The following is a 15,933-nucleotide window of genomic DNA, read 5'->3' as shown; positions in this document are numbered from 1 at the left end:
GAATGCTTTCCCTCTGAAGACGATTTAATATTACCTTCAGGTGAAGCAGTCTTACTTCCTTTTTTCTTACAGGGTCGAGTATTGCTTTCGTGTTTTAGAGAGCGGGTTGACCACGTTTTACAATGTCAGAATTTCATATTGCATGAAAATAATCAATTAAATTTCATGGTGTTAGGTTTGGTCTCTTTGCAAGATTGACGATAAGCGCAACGTTAAAAAGAAATATTTATACAAATGAAAAGTACAACTGCATTTTCGCTGTTATTTCTCACCGTTAGTCAGTTAACGGGGTGTGTATTTTCCCCCGGCCAGAACTTAAGTGTGTCCGGCAAAAAAGTCATTGCGGCTGAAGACGTTAATTATAATCTTGATAAGCGCGTGGAAATTTTCCCATTAACGCCAGGATTGATTGAAAAGCTGCGTCCGACCGTATCGAAATCTCAGGCAAATCCTAATCTGGATGAGCAGATCAAAAACTGGGAATACCGTATTGGAACAGGCGACATCCTGACGGTCACCGTCTGGGATCACCCTGAATTAACGACGCCCGCGGGACAATATCGTAGTGCAAGCGATGCAGGCAACTGGGTCAACGCCGATGGTACGCTCTTTTATCCCTACGTCGGTAAGCTGCAGGTGGCGGGAAAAACGGTTTCACAGGTACGTGAAGAGATTACAGCGCGACTGGATAAAGTCATTGAGAGCCCGCAGGTGGACGTCAGCATTGCCGCCTTCCGTTCCCAAAAAGCCTATGTCACCGGAGAGGTCGAAAAATCGGGCCAACAACCCATAACCAATATTCCGCTGACGGTGATGGATGCGGTTAACGCCGCTGGCGGTCTTTCTGCGGATGCCGACTGGCGTAATGTCGTGCTCACGCATGATGGTAAAGACTCCCGCCTTTCGCTCTATGCGCTGATGCAGCATGGCGATTTGACCCAAAATAAGCTGCTTTATCCAGGCGATATCCTGTTTATTCCCCGGAACGACGCGCTGAAAGTGTTCGTGATGGGCGAGGTGGTCAAGCAGAGTACGCTTAAGATGGATCGTAGCGGCATGACGCTGGCCGAAGCCCTGGGAAATGCCGGTGGACTTAACCAAAATATGGCCGATGCAACCGGCATTTTTGTTATTCGGCAAATATCTAAAAAAGGCGACACGGACAAAATTGCCAATATCTATCAACTGAATGCTGAAGATGCGTCAGCCATGGTGCTGGGTACGGAATTCCAGCTGGAGCCGTATGACATCGTTTACGTCACTACGGCACCGTTATCACGCTGGAATCGCGTGATCACCCAACTGGTGCCTACCATCAGCGGTGTCCATGACCTGACCGAAACCGTTCGTTACATCAGATCGTGGCCGCAGTAATGTTTCAGTCAATTTTAGTGGTCTGCACCGGCAATATTTGCCGTTCACCGATTGGTGAGCGGCTGTTGCGTCAGCAATTACCCGGCAAGCAGGTTACCTCAGCAGGTATTCTGGGACTTGAAGGACGCCCGGCTGATGCGGCTGCGCAGGCTGTCGCCTGGCGTCATGGCGTTTCGCTGGAAGGGCATGTTGCCCGAAAGGTGACGCGCAGCCTGTTGCAACAATCCGATTTGATTCTGGTAATGGAGCCGGAACACCTCCGTTTCATTGCCACAATGACCCCGGAGAACCGGGGAAAATCGCTGCTCTTTGGTCAATGGCTGGAAACCAGGGACATTCCCGACCCGTATCACAAAAGTCGCGAAGTCTATGAATATGTTTTCGAGCAATTGGGGAAAGCCAGTCAGGAATGGGCTCGTCGTTTGAGTCAACAAGGAATGAAGCCGTAATGTCGTCTTCTAAATCAGACAAATATAGTGCTGCGACACCGCAGAATAATGAAATCGATCTTCTTCAGTTGTTTGCTGAGATGTTTGATAACCGGGTGACGATCGCGTGTGTCACGCTCCTGTTCACGGTATGCGCGGGGATCTACGCGTTCAGCGCCACGCCGGTTTATCAGGCTGATGCCCTGGTGCAGGTAGAAGCGAAGCAGAGTAACTCACTGCTCAAGAACCTGACTCCGTTCGGGTCCGAACTCTCGCCAGATGTCGCGCCGGAACTTTTACTCCTTAAATCACGGATGATTCTGGGAGAGACCGTTGATCAATTAGGGCTGACGTACAACGCCAGGCGACGCGTTTTTCCTGTCATCGGGTCTTTGTGGGAACACGTGCGGGGACGTAAATCCGATGAAATAACGATCGGTGCGCTGACTATTCCCCTTCTGGAAGGTAAGCCACAAACGCTTTTACTCACCGTACAGGAAAAAGGGCGGTATCGTCTTGAGGGAAAAACGCTTCAAGCAGAAGGCACCGTGGGGAAAGCGCTGGTTAAAGACGGAATGTCGCTTCTGGTGACATCCCTCAGCGCGGTACCAGGCACCCAGTTTACCCTCGAAACCGTCACAAGGCTTGACGCGATCAATGCCATTCAGAACAGGTTTACGGTTGTTGAGTCGGCGAAACAGAGCGGTATGATCGCATTAACGTTAATGGGTGAAGACCCCACCAGGATCGCCACGGTACTTAATACCATTGCTGAAAATTTTCTCAGCCAGAATATTGCGCGCCAGGAAGCGAAAGATTCCCGTAGCCTCACGTTCTTACAGGAGCAATTACCTAAGATCAGCCGCGAGCTGGATGAAGCTGAAGCGCGTCTGAATGCCTACAGAGAGCAACGCGATTCTGTCGACTTATCTCTGGAAGCAAAGTCAGTCCTAGATCAGGTTGTTAACGTGGAAAACCAGCTTAACGAGCTGACGTTCCGCGAAGCAGAGGTTTCACAACTTTTCAAAAAGGACCATCCCACCTACCGTGCCTTGCGGGAGAAAAAACAAACGCTTGAACGCGAGCGTGCGCGCCTGAATAATCGCGTCTCAACCATGCCTTCCACGCAGCAGGAAATCTTACGGCTGAGTCGTGACGTTGAATCCGGGCGTACCATATACCTGCAGTTGCTGACGCGTCAGCAAGAGCTGAGTATTTCGCGTTCCAGCACTATCGGGAACGTGCGGATTATTGACCCGGCCGTGGTGCAGCCAGAGCCGATCAAACCGCGCAAAGCGCTCATTATCGTACTGGGTATGCTGATGGGGTTGATGCTCTCTGCCGGCATGGTTTTAGTGCGCTCAGCCTTTAATCGGGGCATTACCTCGTCTGAACAACTGGAAGTGCAGGGGATACCGCTTCTGGCGACGCTTCCGCGCTCGGTATGGCTCTGGAAAAAAACGCACCTGCGCAGGAGAACCCTGTTTGCTTCCCACTGGAAGCACAAGACGTCGAACGTCCCTTTTCTGCCCGTTGACCGCCCGGCAGATATGTTTGTCGAGGCGGTACGCGGGCTTTGCACCAGTCTGCATTTTACCATGATGGATGCCACAAACCGGATTGTCATGGTGTCTGGACCCACGCAGGACTGCGGAAAGACGCTGGTCAGTACTTCACTGGCGTCGATTGCCGCTCAGGCCGGACAGCGAGTGCTGTTTATTGATGCAGATATGCGCAAGGGATATGTCCACAATGTTTTCAAACTGAGCAATCATCGGGGATTATCCTGCGTGCTCGGAGGAGCCGTGCAGTGGCAGGAAGCGGTTCAACGCGTTGAGAAAGGCGGTTTTGATGTATTGACCTGCGGACCCCAACCTTTACATCCCGTTGAGCTGCTCATGAATGAACGCTTCCAGGCCGTGATGTCGCAGATAGACAAACTGTACGACATCGTGATTGTCGATACCCCGCCTGTGCTTGCCGTAACGGATGCCTTGCTGATAGCCCGAGCAGCGGCGACCACGCTGCTGGTCGCCCGCTTTGGTAAAACCAGCGTCAAGGAGATCGAGAACTGCCTGAAGCGTCTGCAGCAAATGGGTGTGCAGGTGAATGGCGCGATCCTCAATGATATCGTGAAATCTGCCGTGCTTTATTACAACTCGGGATATAGCCATTACGACTACGGTTATACCCAGGAGTAAACCTGGCGCGACATTTCTTTACAGCGTGATGGCGTATTGCCCGTTAAGATGACCTTCGTTAAAACATGAGGTCATAATGGATAACCGCAAAATCAGTCGACTGCGCCGCTGGGCGCGGGAAGGGATCATACTCGTTCTGCTGACGCTGGCCGTAGTGTGGGGTGTTGATCAGTATCGAAAACCGACACTCCCCGCCAGTTTTAGTGCAACGCCGATGCAGAGCATCGACGGCAACGTTCACGATATCTCGGCCCTGAGCCAGGAACGGCCGCTGCTGATTTACGTCTGGGCCACCTGGTGCAGCATATGCCGTTACACGACGCCTTCCGTTAATCAGCTGGCAGAAGAGGGCGGGAACGTGGTGAGTATTGCCATGCGTTCCGGCGATAACGCAAAGCTTGCGCGCTGGGTTGAAAAGAAACAGCTGAAAATGCCGGTGATAAACGATGAAAACGGTGCGTTGTCGCAGCAGTGGCAGGTGAGCGTAACGCCGACGCTGGTGATTGTGTCGAAGGGCAATGTGGTCAGTACCACGACGGGCTGGACGAGCTACTGGGGATTAAAATTAAGGATGTGGTGGGCAGGCGTATAAAAATAACCCCTCTCCCGGCGGAAGAGGGGTGTTGTATTACTTAGCCAGAACTTCCTGAGCGGTGCGCTCAACCAGAGACAGCAGGATTTTAATATCTTCCAGCGTCACGGTTGGGTTCAACAGCGTCAGCTTCAGGCAGGTGACGCCGTTGTGCTCGGTCACACCGACGTTCGCACGGCCGGATTCCAGCAGCGCATCACCAATTTTCTGGTTCAGCAAGGCGATGCCCGCGTCATCCATCTGAACCTGTCCGCGGAAGCGGAACAGAACGCTTGCCAGCTGTGGCTGCATAACCAGTTCCAGAGCAGGCTGCTCTTTCACGTAGGCCGCAACCTGCTGCGCCAGGGTCACGCCGTGATCGATGATCGCCGCGTACTGCTCCTGACCCAGCGCTTCCAGGCTCATCCACAGCTTCAGCGCGTCAAAACGACGGGTGGTCTGCAGAGATTTGGACACCAGGTTTGGCACGCCTGCCTCTTCGTCGAACTCGGAGTTCAGGTAGGCCGCCTGATAGCGCATCAGCTCATAGTGACGCGCTTCTTTCAGCAGGAACGCGCCGCAGCTGATGGTCTGGAAGAACTGCTTGTGGAAGTCCAGGGTGACGGAGTCCACCAGCTCGATGCCGTCCAGGTAGTGACGATACTGCTCAGACATCAGCAGCGCGCCGCCCCAGGCCGCATCAACGTGTACCCAGATGTTCTGCTTCGCGGCCAGCTCTGCAATTGCACGCAGCGGGTCGATAGCACCGGCATCGGTGGTACCTGCCGTCGCGACGATCGCCAGAATCTGCTCGCCGTTCGCGTTGCACTGTTCAATTTTCGCCGCCAGATCGGTCAGATCCATGCGGGAGAATTCGTCCGTTTTCACCTGCACCACGGACTGGTAGCCCAGACCCATCAGCGCCATGTTTTTCTGCACGGAGAAGTGGGCGTTTTCGGAGCACAGTACGCGAATTTTGCGCAGATCGCCCACCAGTCCGTCCTGCTGAACGGAGTGGCCCTGACGCGCGAAGAACGCATCGCGAGCCAGCATCAGGCCCATCAGGTTGCTCTGGGTGCCGCCGCTGGTGAAGACACCTGCGTCGCCGGCCTGATAACCCACGCGGGTACGCAGCCACTCGATCAGTTTGATCTCGATAATGGTTGCGGACGGGCTTTGATCCCAGGAGTCCATACTCTGGTTAGTGGCGTTGATCAGCACTTCCGCCGCCTGGCTTACCACCAGGCTTGGGCAGTGCAGGTGCGCCACACACTGCGGGTGATGAACGGACAAGCTGTCTTTCAGGAAGAACTCCACGGCGCGTTCAATCGCCGCTTCGTTGCCCAGCCCCTTCGGGTTGAAATCCAGCTTAATACGGTCGCGCAGTTCCGCGACCGTTTTGCCCTGGTACATCTCAGGCTGTTTCAGCCACTGCATCACAGCCTGAGTGCTTTGTTCGATCGCCTGCTGGTAAGCTTCAATGCTCTGCGCAGAGGAGAACAACATTGGGTTTGAATCAGACATCGTAATCAATAACTCCGGTTACGCCGGGCGAACGCCCGCAGCAAGCAGTGCCTGCTCAAATTTATCCAGGAAGATTTTCAGCTCTTCGTCGCTGATCAGCAGAGACGGCAGCAGACGCAGAACGATACCGTTACGGCCACCGCGCTCCAGAATCAGACCGGCTTCGAAGCACTTCTTCTGAATCAGTGCAGACAGCTCGCCGTCGCCCGGGAAGCAGCCCATGTGGTCAGCGGCTTCGTGTGGCTTAACGATCTCAATACCAATCATCATGCCCAGACCGCGCACGTGGCCGATCACCGGATAGCGTTTTGCCATCTCTTTCAGCTGGCCTTTCAGCCATTCGCCCTGTGCAGCCACTTTGCCTGCGATGTTCTGGTCTTTCAGGATTTTCAGCGTCGTCAGACCGGTTGCCATCGCCAGCTGGTTGCCGCGGAAGGTACCGGTGTGGTGACCTGGCGCCCATGCGTCGAACTGCTTTTTGATACCGAGCACGGCCAGCGGCAGACCGCCACCCACTGCTTTAGACATCACGATGATGTCTGGCTCAATGCCAGCGTGTTCGAAGGCGAAGAATTTACCAGTACGGGCAAAGCCAGCCTGAACTTCGTCGAGGATCAGCAGAATGCCGTGTTCCTGAGTCACTTTACGGATGCGCTGCAGCCACTCAGCCGGAGCCGGGTTCACGCCGCCTTCGCCCTGAACGGCTTCCAGAATCACCGCTGCAGGTTTACGCACGCCGCTTTCAACGTCGTTGATCAGGTTATCGAAGTAGTAAGTCAGCGCTTTCACGCCCGCTTCACCACCGATACCCAGCGGGCAACGGTACTCGTGCGGGTAAGGCATGAACTGTACTTCTGGCATCATACCGTCAACCGCTTCTTTCGGAGACAGGTTGCCGGTCACGGACAGCGCGCCGTGGGTCATACCGTGGTAACCACCAGAGAAGCTGATGATACCGCTACGACCGGTCACTTTTTTCGCCAGCTTCAGCGCCGCTTCAACGGCGTCAGCACCGGATGGACCGGTGAACTGCAGGCAGTACTCTTTGCCCTGACCAGGCAGCAGAGAGAGCAGGTATTCAGAAAACGCGTCTTTCAGAGGCGTAGTCAGATCCAGGGTATGTAACGGCAAGCCGCTGGTAATGACATTTTGGATGCTTTTCAGCACATCAGGATGGTTATGGCCAAGCGCAAGGGTCCCCGCGCCTGCTAAACAGTCAAGGTATTCTTTATTGTCTGCATCGGTGATCCACACGCCTTCTGCTTTAGTAATTGCTAAAGGCAGTTTGCGCGGATAACTCCTGACGTTAGATTCAAACTCGGCCTGACGGGCCAGATAGGTTTCGTTGCTTTTGTGGGCATCTACGGTGTCAATACGGACTTTATCCGTCATCATATCACTCCTACAACCGCCGCTTCGTTATGAGCCACGATTGAATAAAAAGTTAAAAAACAGATGGGGCCTGAAAAAAACGCCGCCAATATAGAGCCTTTTGCCACGGGGCTCAATGGTTAATTTGTTTACTGTTTTGTGACACGGGGTTGTGGGGAGAAAATATCCCCTTTTTTAAAATGAAAATTGCATTTTATGCTAAATAAAAACAGCCTGTTACAGGCTGTTTGTCCGGCGCGTAAAGTTGCAGAAAAGAGTGTGACAAAACGTGCCATCGAAAGGCAAAAAAGGAGGCTGGCTGTCTCTATTCCTTCGTCATGCGCAAAAAGCGGTGCTCATGATGCATGCACAACGGAATCACGCATTAAAAAAGGACTTTCAACGCGCGTGGTGTTCTGATGCTCTTCGCCGTTAATAATATGCAAGGCGCTCAGGCGGCCAATTTCATAGTGCGGCAGTTGAACCGTAGTGAGAGGAGGCAGAAACAACTCCCCGATCCCCACCATATTGTCATAGCCGATAACCGCGACGTCTTCCGGTATGCGAAGCCCTTGCGCCAGCAGCGTCTGGTATACCATAAACGCGATACGGTCGTTGCCGCAGATAACGGAATCGAACCCGGGAATGCCATTCTGCATGTGCGCCAGCAGCACTGACGGGATATCACGATAGTGCTCATCCCCTAACGCCATATAGCTGTGCGCCAGGCTGTGCGGGTCGAGGTCCGCTTCACGGCAAGCGCGTTCCAGCCCCTGACGGCGTCGGGTTGTGGCCAGGAGTCCCGCAGGTAAATGCAGGCAGAGAGGTCGTCGATACCCCTGCGCGAGTAATGCCCGCACGGCGGTATACTGCCCCTGTTCATCATCAGGAATATAGCTGGCGACCTTTTCACCGTCACTTTCGCAATTGGCCAGCACGCAGGGAAGGGTGAGGAGTTTGGCCGGGAGAGGAACCTGACGTAACCCCATGGTGGTGTAGATAATCCCGTCAGGGCGATGAGCAAGGAGAAGGTCGACAATGGCGTCCGGGTTGTCATCGGTAAACATATTCATCACGAAGCTGTTCCAGCCGTGCATTCTGGCCGTTTCTTCAATAGATAGCGTGATGTCCACCGAGAAAGGTGTCGTTACCGTATCGAGCGCCAGTACGCCTATGGTTTTCGGCGAGGCGTGCGCGCCACGTATTTTCTTGGCGGACAGGTCAGGAACGTAGCTGGTCTGCTCGATAGCCAACTGAACGCGCGCCAGCGTCTCCGGTTTTAGACGCTCCGGGCTGTTAAGCGCGCGGGAAACCGTCATCAGCGATACGTTAGCCAGCTTTGCGACGTCCTTCAGGGAAGCCATTTTGTTACTCCTTTAGTGCTCTGTGTGAGAGGGTATACAACTAAGTCGCTGATGTAAAAGGAAGGCTGATGCCCTGATTAGGTCAAACTGATCTCCGTGATGAATATTTGATCGCGATCTCACTCTCTCAATGTTAACGTTAACTTTCGTGATTAACATCTTAAATCTTAGCCAAACTGCGTGAGAAAGAAACAATGTTAACGTTACCATTGGGTCATTACTCCAACACGAGAATGTCATGATGAAAACGCATCGCTCTCACAGCTACCCTTTACTGAGCGCATTACTGTTTTTCTTTTTTGTCACCTGGTCATCTTCCGGCTCGTTACTCTCCATCTGGCTTCATCAGGAAGTGGGCTTAAAAGCGGGGGATACTGGCGTTATCTATGCCGTGCTTTCCGTCTCCGCCCTTTTTGCTCAAATCTGCTATGGATTTATTCAGGACAAACTTGGCCTGCGTAAAAACCTGCTCTGGTTTCTGACCAGCCTGCTCGTTCTTTCTGGTCCGGCTTTTTTGCTGTTTGGCTATCTGCTGCAGATTAACGTGTTACTTGGCAGCATTTTCGGCGGGATTTTCATCGGCCTGACGTTTAACGGCGGGATAGGGGTACTGGAGTCCTATACCGAGCGTGTGGCCCGCCAGAGCCAGTTTGAATTCGGCAAGGCGAGGATGTGGGGATCGCTTGGCTGGGCGGCGGCAACCTTTTTTGCGGGGCTCCTGTTTAACATTAATCCAAAGCTGAACTTCGCTGTCGCGAGCTGCGCAGGGCTGGTGTTTTTTGTTTTGCTGGCGCGTCTCAGGGTCTCTTCCGCCCCGCACGCCATGCAGGAAGCGGTGTCCGGCGGTAAGGTCACTCTGGAAGATGCCTTGCGCCTGCTGACGCTGCCGCGCTTCTGGGCGCTGGTATTTTTCGTTATCGGCACCTGTATTTATGGCGTTTATGACCAGCAGTTCCCGGTCTATTTCTCCTCCCAGTTCCCGACGTTACAGGAAGGAAACGCCATGTACGGCTATCTCAACTCCTTCCAGGTTTTCCTTGAGGCTGCGGGTATGTTTTGCGCCCCGTGGCTGGTGAATCGCCTCGGTGCGAAAAATGGCCTGATTTTCGCGGGAATGGTGATGGCGATGCGTATGGTGGCATCGGGCCTGGTTGAGGGGCCGGTATTGATCTCCATTACCAAGCTATTGCACGCGGTTGAACTGCCCGTTTTGCTGGTCTCAATCTTTAAATATAACAGCCTGCATTTTGATAAGCGGCTCTCTTCCACCCTCTATCTGGTGGGCTTTGCCTGTACAAGCTCGGTGATCGCCTCGGTCCTGTCGCCGCTGGCCGGTTACAGCTATGAGAAATACGGCTTTGCCCAGTCCTATCTCATTATGGGCCTGTTAGTTTTCAGCACCACGCTCATCTCCATCTTCCTGTTGCGCTCGGGTAAGTCCTCTTCTGACCCGTTAATGCCGCAACCTTCCACCATCTGACTGAAAAGAGTAGACACATGACGTATTCCATTGCCAAAGCTGAACAGGAACTGCAGGCCAGACAAGGCAGTTTTAACCTGCGATGGTATCCGCGTTACCACCTCGCCGCGCGTGCCGGCTGGATGAACGACCCGAATGGCCTGGTATGGTTTGACGGCTGGTATCACGCGTTTTATCAGCATCATCCATATTCGACCCATTGGGGGCCGATGCACTGGGGCCATGCGCGGAGCAAGGATTTAGTTCGCTGGGAGCATCTCCCGGTTGCGCTGGCGCCGGAAGGGCCAGAGGATAAGGACGGTTGTTTTTCCGGCTCGGCGGTAGTAGATGGCGATACGCTGGCGCTGATTTACACCGGACATAAATTCCACGGCGATCCTGATGATGAGGCTAATCTCTACCAGGTGCAGTGCCTGGCGACCAGCCGTGACGGCGTTCATTTTACCCGGCAGGGAACGATCGTTGACACCCCGCCAGGCCTGCATCACTTCCGCGATCCGAAAGTGTGGCGTGAAGGGGAGGATTGGTACATGGTTGTCGGCGCGCGCGACGGCGAGACGGGCCAGGTGCGCCTGTACCGTTCTGCAGATCTGCGCGAGTGGCTGGATATGGGCGTGCTTGCGGTGGCTGAAAAAGAGATGGGCTATATGTGGGAATGCCCCGACTTTTTCACCCTAAATGGTAAACGCGTGCTGATGTTTTCGCCTCAGGGGCTGGCGGCAGAGGGATTCAAAAATCGTAATCTTTTCCAGAGCGGATACCTGCTGGGCGAGTGGCAGCCCGGCCAACCTTTTGTGCGTGAAGGGGAATTTGTGGAGATGGATCGCGGACATGATTTCTATGCGCCACAAAGTTTCCTCACGCCTGATGGCCGCCGCATCGTTATCGGCTGGCTGGACATGTGGGAATCGCCCCTGCCGGAACAGCAGGATGGCTGGGCGGGTATGCTCTCCTTACCGCGCGATCTGACGCTTAGTGAGGATAACCGCCTGCAAATGCGGCCAGCCAGAGAAGTCGAAAGCCTGCGCGGGGCGTGGTTCCCCTGGCCGATAAGTACGCTTAATAACCAGCAAATCGCTCAGGTGGAAAGCTGCGACGCGCTGGAGGTCATTCTGCGGTGGGATTGCGCTAATAGCAGCGCGGAGCAATACGGTATTTGCCTTGGAGACGGGCTACGCGTCTATGTTGATGCGCAGATGCAGCACCTGGTGCTGGAGCGTCACTATCCGCAGTATGGCCTGTGCGGTACCCGAAGCGTCGCGCTTAACCTGAACGACACGCTAAACCTGCGTCTGTTCTTTGACAACTCGTCTGTGGAGGTGTTTGTCAATGAGGGGGAAGCGTGCCTCAGCAGCCGCATTTATCCTGAAGCGGGGCTCGCGAGCTGGCGTTGTTTGCCTGGACGGGGAGTGCGTCGCTCATTGATGCCGGGGCGTGGCAGTTAGAGTAAATGGGTTACATCATAAAAAATCAGTAAGGTCCGCAAATAATAAAGGCGACTGATGTCGCCTTTATTATTATTTAATCTTTCTGGCATAGCCCTGGAACTGACCTTCTTTACTTACCGCTAATTTACCTTTAGCAGGATAGTAAATGAAGGTGTATAACCCTTGTGAATAAACCTTTGCCTGAGGCTCGTTTTCATCCAGCGCGCCTAATACTCCGTCAACATCTAATATCTCACCTCTAATCGTAATTTTCATTCCTCCCCATTTAAAGGCGTGCGTTGATTTAGCTGCCTGAGCATGTTGTTTCGCATCTTTCTTAGCCCAGATTCCCGTACCCGCAGCGGCATCACGCGCGTTCGCCCATGCTGCATTTTGTGCGGCTTCATTGTAGGCATTCTGGCGGTTTTGCTCAGCGAGGTAGCAGGTATCTTTGCTAATCCCCTGAAGCTCGCAATCGGCCATGCGCTGAGCAGATGAAGTACACGCAGAAAGAAGGATGGCAGCACCAGCTATTAATACCGCCAGTAGTGACTTTTTCATTTCAAAAATACCTTAGATAAAATATGTACGATAGAAGGATATTTAATTGACGCAAATATAATAAGCCTGATACATACTACCTAACCATGCGCCAACGATAATAAGCATTAGGTACAATATTACGGAGATAACAATGTATTTTCTCATGCTGCTTGTTTATTAAAAACCAATCCCTACGCCGACTGAAGCACCCATGTTATTCGCGCTATCATCAGAGAAGCTCACTTTAGCAACCATATGTTTGTTAAAGTTAACAGAGGCCCAACCGCTAAAGCGCTTTCACCGTTGTAAGTCGCCCCGCCAGCCGAGAACATTACGCGCTGATTCGTTTGCACCTGAGGTAAACCGGCCATCGCCATCGCGCCGCTGATACCTGCGTTTGCTTCCTTCTTATTATTATCGACTTCCTCATGCAGCGATTTAAATTGCTGGTTAGTGTTGTTATTCAGTGCCTGTAATGTCTGTTTGGTTGCCTGCAGCTCCTGAGCCTCGGCCATAAGAGCCTGGCTATTAGTAGCGACTTTAGCCTGTGTTGCCGTGTCTACCTGCGTTCGTGTCACGGTGGTCGTCATGCCATTTTTTCCATCTTTGCCGTCTTTACCATTCGCTCCGTCACGTCCGTTAATTCCGGCAACGCCCTGTGCACCTGTCGCGCCGGTATCGCCTTTATCACCTTTCGCACCATCTTTTCCATCTACGCCGTTAGTTGGTTTTGGTGCATTCTCAAGAGCTAACAGGCGGCCATCTTGCATACCGTTAGTCGCTTCAACAGTTGCAAGGCGACTATCTTGCACAGCGTTAACAGTTTCAATATTAGTAATTGCAGTTACGTTAGTCAGCACGCCCTGTAACGCCGCAACACCTTTTTTATTAGCGGTATCAGCAAGGGCACCAGCTAACTTAGCGTCCTGATCGACGTTAGAAACCGTAGTTTGAAGAGAGGAAATATTAGCGGTGTTAGTACTGATATTACCTTTGCTTACGTCAATCTCGTCTTGCAAACGATCGCGATCACCTTGCAAGTTATAGATCTGCCCATCTTGCCTTACGTTATCCCCATTAATGTTATCCAGATTATAAGCGGTGTTATCAGTGCCCTGAATCTGAATAGAAGTACCTGGATTGTTGACATTATCATTAAGATTTATGTCTACATTAGCTGCATTAGCTACATTCATTGAACCAGAGAAAATAACGCTAAGCGCAAAAACAGTAATTTTAGTAACTCTCATTTAAAAGCTCTCACCACTTAAAAAATTAATAAAAAAGTAAGGGCGCTATCCTGGCGGGATGTCATAACTTCTTGTTATGCGTTAATGAAATCATGGTTGGTTACTGCGATTTTGGTTTAATCGCTTATTTTGCAACGCGTAGTAACTATCTAATATTGTGTAATAATTAATATTGATCTAAATCATAAACGACATGAATGATTAAAGTCGCTGGATGTGGTTGGGTAAGGATTATTTCAATGTTTACATTAACTTATGATGCGCATGGTTGATGCTTGTTTTGCTGGTAAGCTATTGATTGAAGGATCAATGTTTAATAAAGATGGATGTTTAAACCCGGTGCTTATTGTTTCAAGCGAAACAAGCGATCGTAATTAATGAAAGTGAAAGTCAATGGATCACAAACTAAAAAAATTTTGTTTGTGTGGATAATTATCTCAGTGATGAATCGGGTCGTGTTTTTAGGAGGTAATGAATATGTTATAACGGATGGCGTTATATTAAATAGATAAGCGTAATGTCTTTGCAATTATCAGAGTTGTTCTCCTCATTCCAGGTATCATAACGCAGAACCTGTAGTCTTGGACGAAGAATCGAAACCCAAAAGTGCACGCTTGCTTCAGCAGGCAACTTACCCTAATCTGGCAAAATGTAAGTTAATTCTTACCCAATGACTCGGGGTGCCCTTCTTCGTTGAAGGCTGAGAAATACCCGTATTACCTGATCTGGATAATGCCAGCGTAGGGAAGTCAGATGCCTTCCTGGTCATCGCTTCTTCACGCAAGGCAGGAGCGAACCCATGCAGCCTGACCTGCTCGATTTACACGTTTTACACCACTTCCGAACCCGTTCTCCGCTGACCCACTGTATGACCAACGATGTCGTACAGACCTTTACGGCCAACGTTTTGCTGGCGCTTGGCGCATCACCCGCGATGGTGATTGAGGCCGAAGAGGCTGAACAGTTCGCCGCCATCGCCGATGCGCTCCTGATTAACGTTGGCACGCTGACCTCGCCGCGTGCCCAGGCGATGCGTCGGGCAATAGAAAGCGCGGTGGCTGCAGACAAGCCCTGGACGCTGGACCCGGTTGCTGCGGGCGCCCTGACGTTCCGCACCCGTTTTTGCCATCAAATCCTTGCCCTGAAACCGGCCGCCATTCGCGGCAATGCCTCTGAAATTCTTGCCCTTGCCGGAATGAGCGCGGGCGGGCGCGGCGTTGATACGACCGATACCGCAGCCAGCGCGGTGCCTGCCGCGCAGGCTTTGGCGCGTCAGACGAATGCAATTGTCGTGGTCACGGGAGAAGTGGATTACATCACCGACGGACAACGCACACGCACGGTTACGGGCGGCGATCCGTTGATGACGCGCGTAGTGGGAACTGGATGCGCGCTTTCTGCCGTTGTGGCGGCGAGCTGTTCGCTGCCGGGCGACCGGATGGATAACGTCACCGCCGCCTGCGGATGGATGAAGCGAGCCGGAACGGTGGCCGTTGCGCAGTCGCGTGGCCCGGGCAGTTTTGCCAGCGCGTTCCTCGACGCGCTCTACACGCTGGAGGAGCAGGCATGAAGCGGATTAACGCCCTGACCATTGCCGGCACCGATCCCAGCGGTGGCGCTGGGATCCAGGCTGACCTCAAAACCTTCTCGGCCCTTGGCGCGTACGGCTGCTCGGTCATTACCGCGCTGGTGGCGCAAAACACGCGCGGCGTGCAGTCGGTCTACCGTATCGATCCGGATTTTGTTGCCGCGCAGCTGGATTCGGTATTCAGCGACGTGCGCATCGATACCACCAAGATCGGCATGCTGGCCGAGACGGACATTGTGGAAGCGGTGGCCGAGCGGCTTAAGCGCTATCAGGTGCAAAACGTGGTGCTGGATACCGTCATGCTGGCTAAAAGCGGCGATCCGCTGCTCTCCACCTCCGCCGTGGAGACGCTGCGTACAAAGCTACTGCCGCAGGTGGCGCTTATCACGCCTAATCTTCCGGAAGCCGCCGCGCTGTTAGGCACATCGCACGCGCAAACTGAACGCGAGATGAAAGCACAGGGGAACGCGCTGCTGGCGATGGGCTGCGGGGCGGTGCTGATGAAGGGCGGTCATCTTGACGACGCTGAAAGCCCGGACTGGCTCTTTACCCGCGATGGCGAAGTACGTTTTACCGCTCCGCGCGTGCAGACCAAAAACACCCACGGCACGGGCTGTACGCTCTCCGCCGCGCTGGCGGCGCTGCGCCCGCGGCATGACGGCTGGGCCGATACGGTGCGCGAAGCGAAAATCTGGCTCTCGGCGGCGCTGGCAAAAGCCGATACTCTGGAAGTGGGTCACGGTATTGGGCCGGTTCATCATTTTCATGCATGGTGGTAACCCAGTATACTGGCAGGAAACACCACGCCTGAG

At 53.0% G+C, this 15,933-nt stretch carries 12 protein-coding genes, 1 pseudogene and 1 riboswitch; of the genes and pseudogenes, 8 read left to right on the top strand and 5 right to left on the bottom strand.

Features of this window, described 5'->3' with window-relative positions:
* Positions 1-234 precede the first annotated feature (234 nt).
* The 4 genes from ACJ69_RS10855 to ACJ69_RS10840 all read left to right on the top strand — a co-directional run bounded on the left by ACJ69_RS10855 (position 235) and on the right by ACJ69_RS10840 (position 4,595).
* On the top strand, positions 235-1,374 hold the full coding sequence (locus ACJ69_RS10855) for a polysaccharide export protein (protein WP_059347035.1): 1,140 nt from the start codon (positions 235-237) through the stop codon (positions 1,372-1,374).
* Entirely contained in the window at positions 1,374-1,823 is a 450-nt protein-coding gene (locus ACJ69_RS10850) for an arsenate reductase/protein-tyrosine-phosphatase family protein (RefSeq protein WP_047647289.1), read from the top strand. Before ACJ69_RS10855 ends, ACJ69_RS10850 begins: the two co-directional genes overlap by 1 nt.
* Positions 1,823-4,003 carry a polysaccharide biosynthesis tyrosine autokinase gene (locus tag ACJ69_RS10845; RefSeq protein WP_059347034.1) on the top strand — a complete coding sequence of 727 codons (2,181 nt, stop codon included), beginning with the start codon at positions 1,823-1,825 and terminating at the stop codon, positions 4,001-4,003. Before ACJ69_RS10850 ends, ACJ69_RS10845 begins: the two co-directional genes overlap by 1 nt.
* Positions 4,004-4,079: 76 nt before the next feature.
* A complete protein-coding gene (locus tag ACJ69_RS10840) occupies positions 4,080-4,595 on the top strand; it encodes a protein disulfide oxidoreductase (RefSeq protein ID WP_059347033.1) in 516 nt (171 codons plus the stop codon).
* Positions 4,596-4,631: 36 nt separating this feature from the next.
* On the opposite strand, the gene ACJ69_RS10835 is transcribed toward ACJ69_RS10840, so the two are convergent.
* From ACJ69_RS10835 to ACJ69_RS10825, 3 genes are all read right to left on the bottom strand, one after another.
* Positions 4,632-6,098 (bottom strand): pyridoxal phosphate-dependent decarboxylase family protein, encoded by a 1,467-nt coding sequence (locus tag ACJ69_RS10835; protein WP_059347032.1) that lies wholly within the window; start codon positions 6,096-6,098, stop codon positions 4,632-4,634.
* 18 nt (positions 6,099-6,116) lie between these two features.
* Positions 6,117-7,493, bottom strand: coding sequence for a diaminobutyrate--2-oxoglutarate transaminase (locus ACJ69_RS10830; protein WP_014884533.1), 1,377 nt, complete (start codon positions 7,491-7,493; stop codon positions 6,117-6,119).
* A 332-nt stretch (positions 7,494-7,825) separates the two neighbouring features.
* Entirely contained in the window at positions 7,826-8,833 is a 1,008-nt protein-coding gene (locus ACJ69_RS10825; protein ID WP_054830095.1) for a LacI family DNA-binding transcriptional regulator, read from the bottom strand.
* A 238-nt stretch (positions 8,834-9,071) separates the two neighbouring features.
* Between ACJ69_RS10825 and ACJ69_RS10820 the strand changes: the two genes are divergently transcribed.
* Both ACJ69_RS10820 and ACJ69_RS10815 read left to right on the top strand, forming a co-directional pair.
* On the top strand, positions 9,072-10,313 hold the full coding sequence (locus ACJ69_RS10820) for an MFS transporter (RefSeq protein WP_047647295.1): 1,242 nt from the start codon (positions 9,072-9,074) through the stop codon (positions 10,311-10,313).
* A 17-nt stretch (positions 10,314-10,330) separates the two neighbouring features.
* Positions 10,331-11,763, top strand: a pseudogene (locus ACJ69_RS10815) (glycoside hydrolase family 32 protein).
* Between the two features lie 67 nt (positions 11,764-11,830).
* On the opposite strand, the gene ACJ69_RS10810 reads toward ACJ69_RS10815, so the two are convergent.
* On the bottom strand, positions 11,831-12,301 hold the full coding sequence (locus ACJ69_RS10810) for a hypothetical protein (RefSeq protein WP_054830094.1): 471 nt from the start codon (positions 12,299-12,301) through the stop codon (positions 11,831-11,833).
* Positions 12,302-12,522: 221 nt separating this feature from the next.
* Complete coding sequence (locus ACJ69_RS25735) at positions 12,523-13,533, bottom strand: YadA-like family protein (protein ID WP_232248322.1); 1,011 nt, start codon at positions 13,531-13,533, stop codon at positions 12,523-12,525.
* Between the two features lie 666 nt (positions 13,534-14,199).
* Positions 14,200-14,297: riboswitch (TPP riboswitch) on the top strand.
* Between the two features lie 35 nt (positions 14,298-14,332).
* Here ACJ69_RS25735 and thiM point away from each other — a divergent pair.
* Both thiM and thiD read left to right on the top strand, forming a co-directional pair.
* Positions 14,333-15,103 (top strand): hydroxyethylthiazole kinase, encoded by a 771-nt coding sequence (gene thiM, locus ACJ69_RS10800; RefSeq protein WP_054830092.1) that lies wholly within the window; start codon positions 14,333-14,335, stop codon positions 15,101-15,103.
* On the top strand, positions 15,100-15,900 hold the full coding sequence (gene thiD, locus ACJ69_RS10795) for a bifunctional hydroxymethylpyrimidine kinase/phosphomethylpyrimidine kinase (RefSeq protein WP_054830091.1): 801 nt from the start codon (positions 15,100-15,102) through the stop codon (positions 15,898-15,900). The genes thiM and thiD overlap by 4 nt, the downstream gene beginning before the upstream one ends.
* The last annotated feature ends 33 nt before the right edge of the window (positions 15,901-15,933 follow it).

The organism is Enterobacter asburiae, from assembly GCF_001521715.1.
Taxonomy (GTDB): Bacteria; Pseudomonadota; Gammaproteobacteria; order Enterobacterales; family Enterobacteriaceae; genus Enterobacter; species Enterobacter asburiae.
The sequence above is the reverse complement of the archived record's forward strand: the minus strand, read 5'-3'. Positions and strand labels throughout refer to the sequence as shown.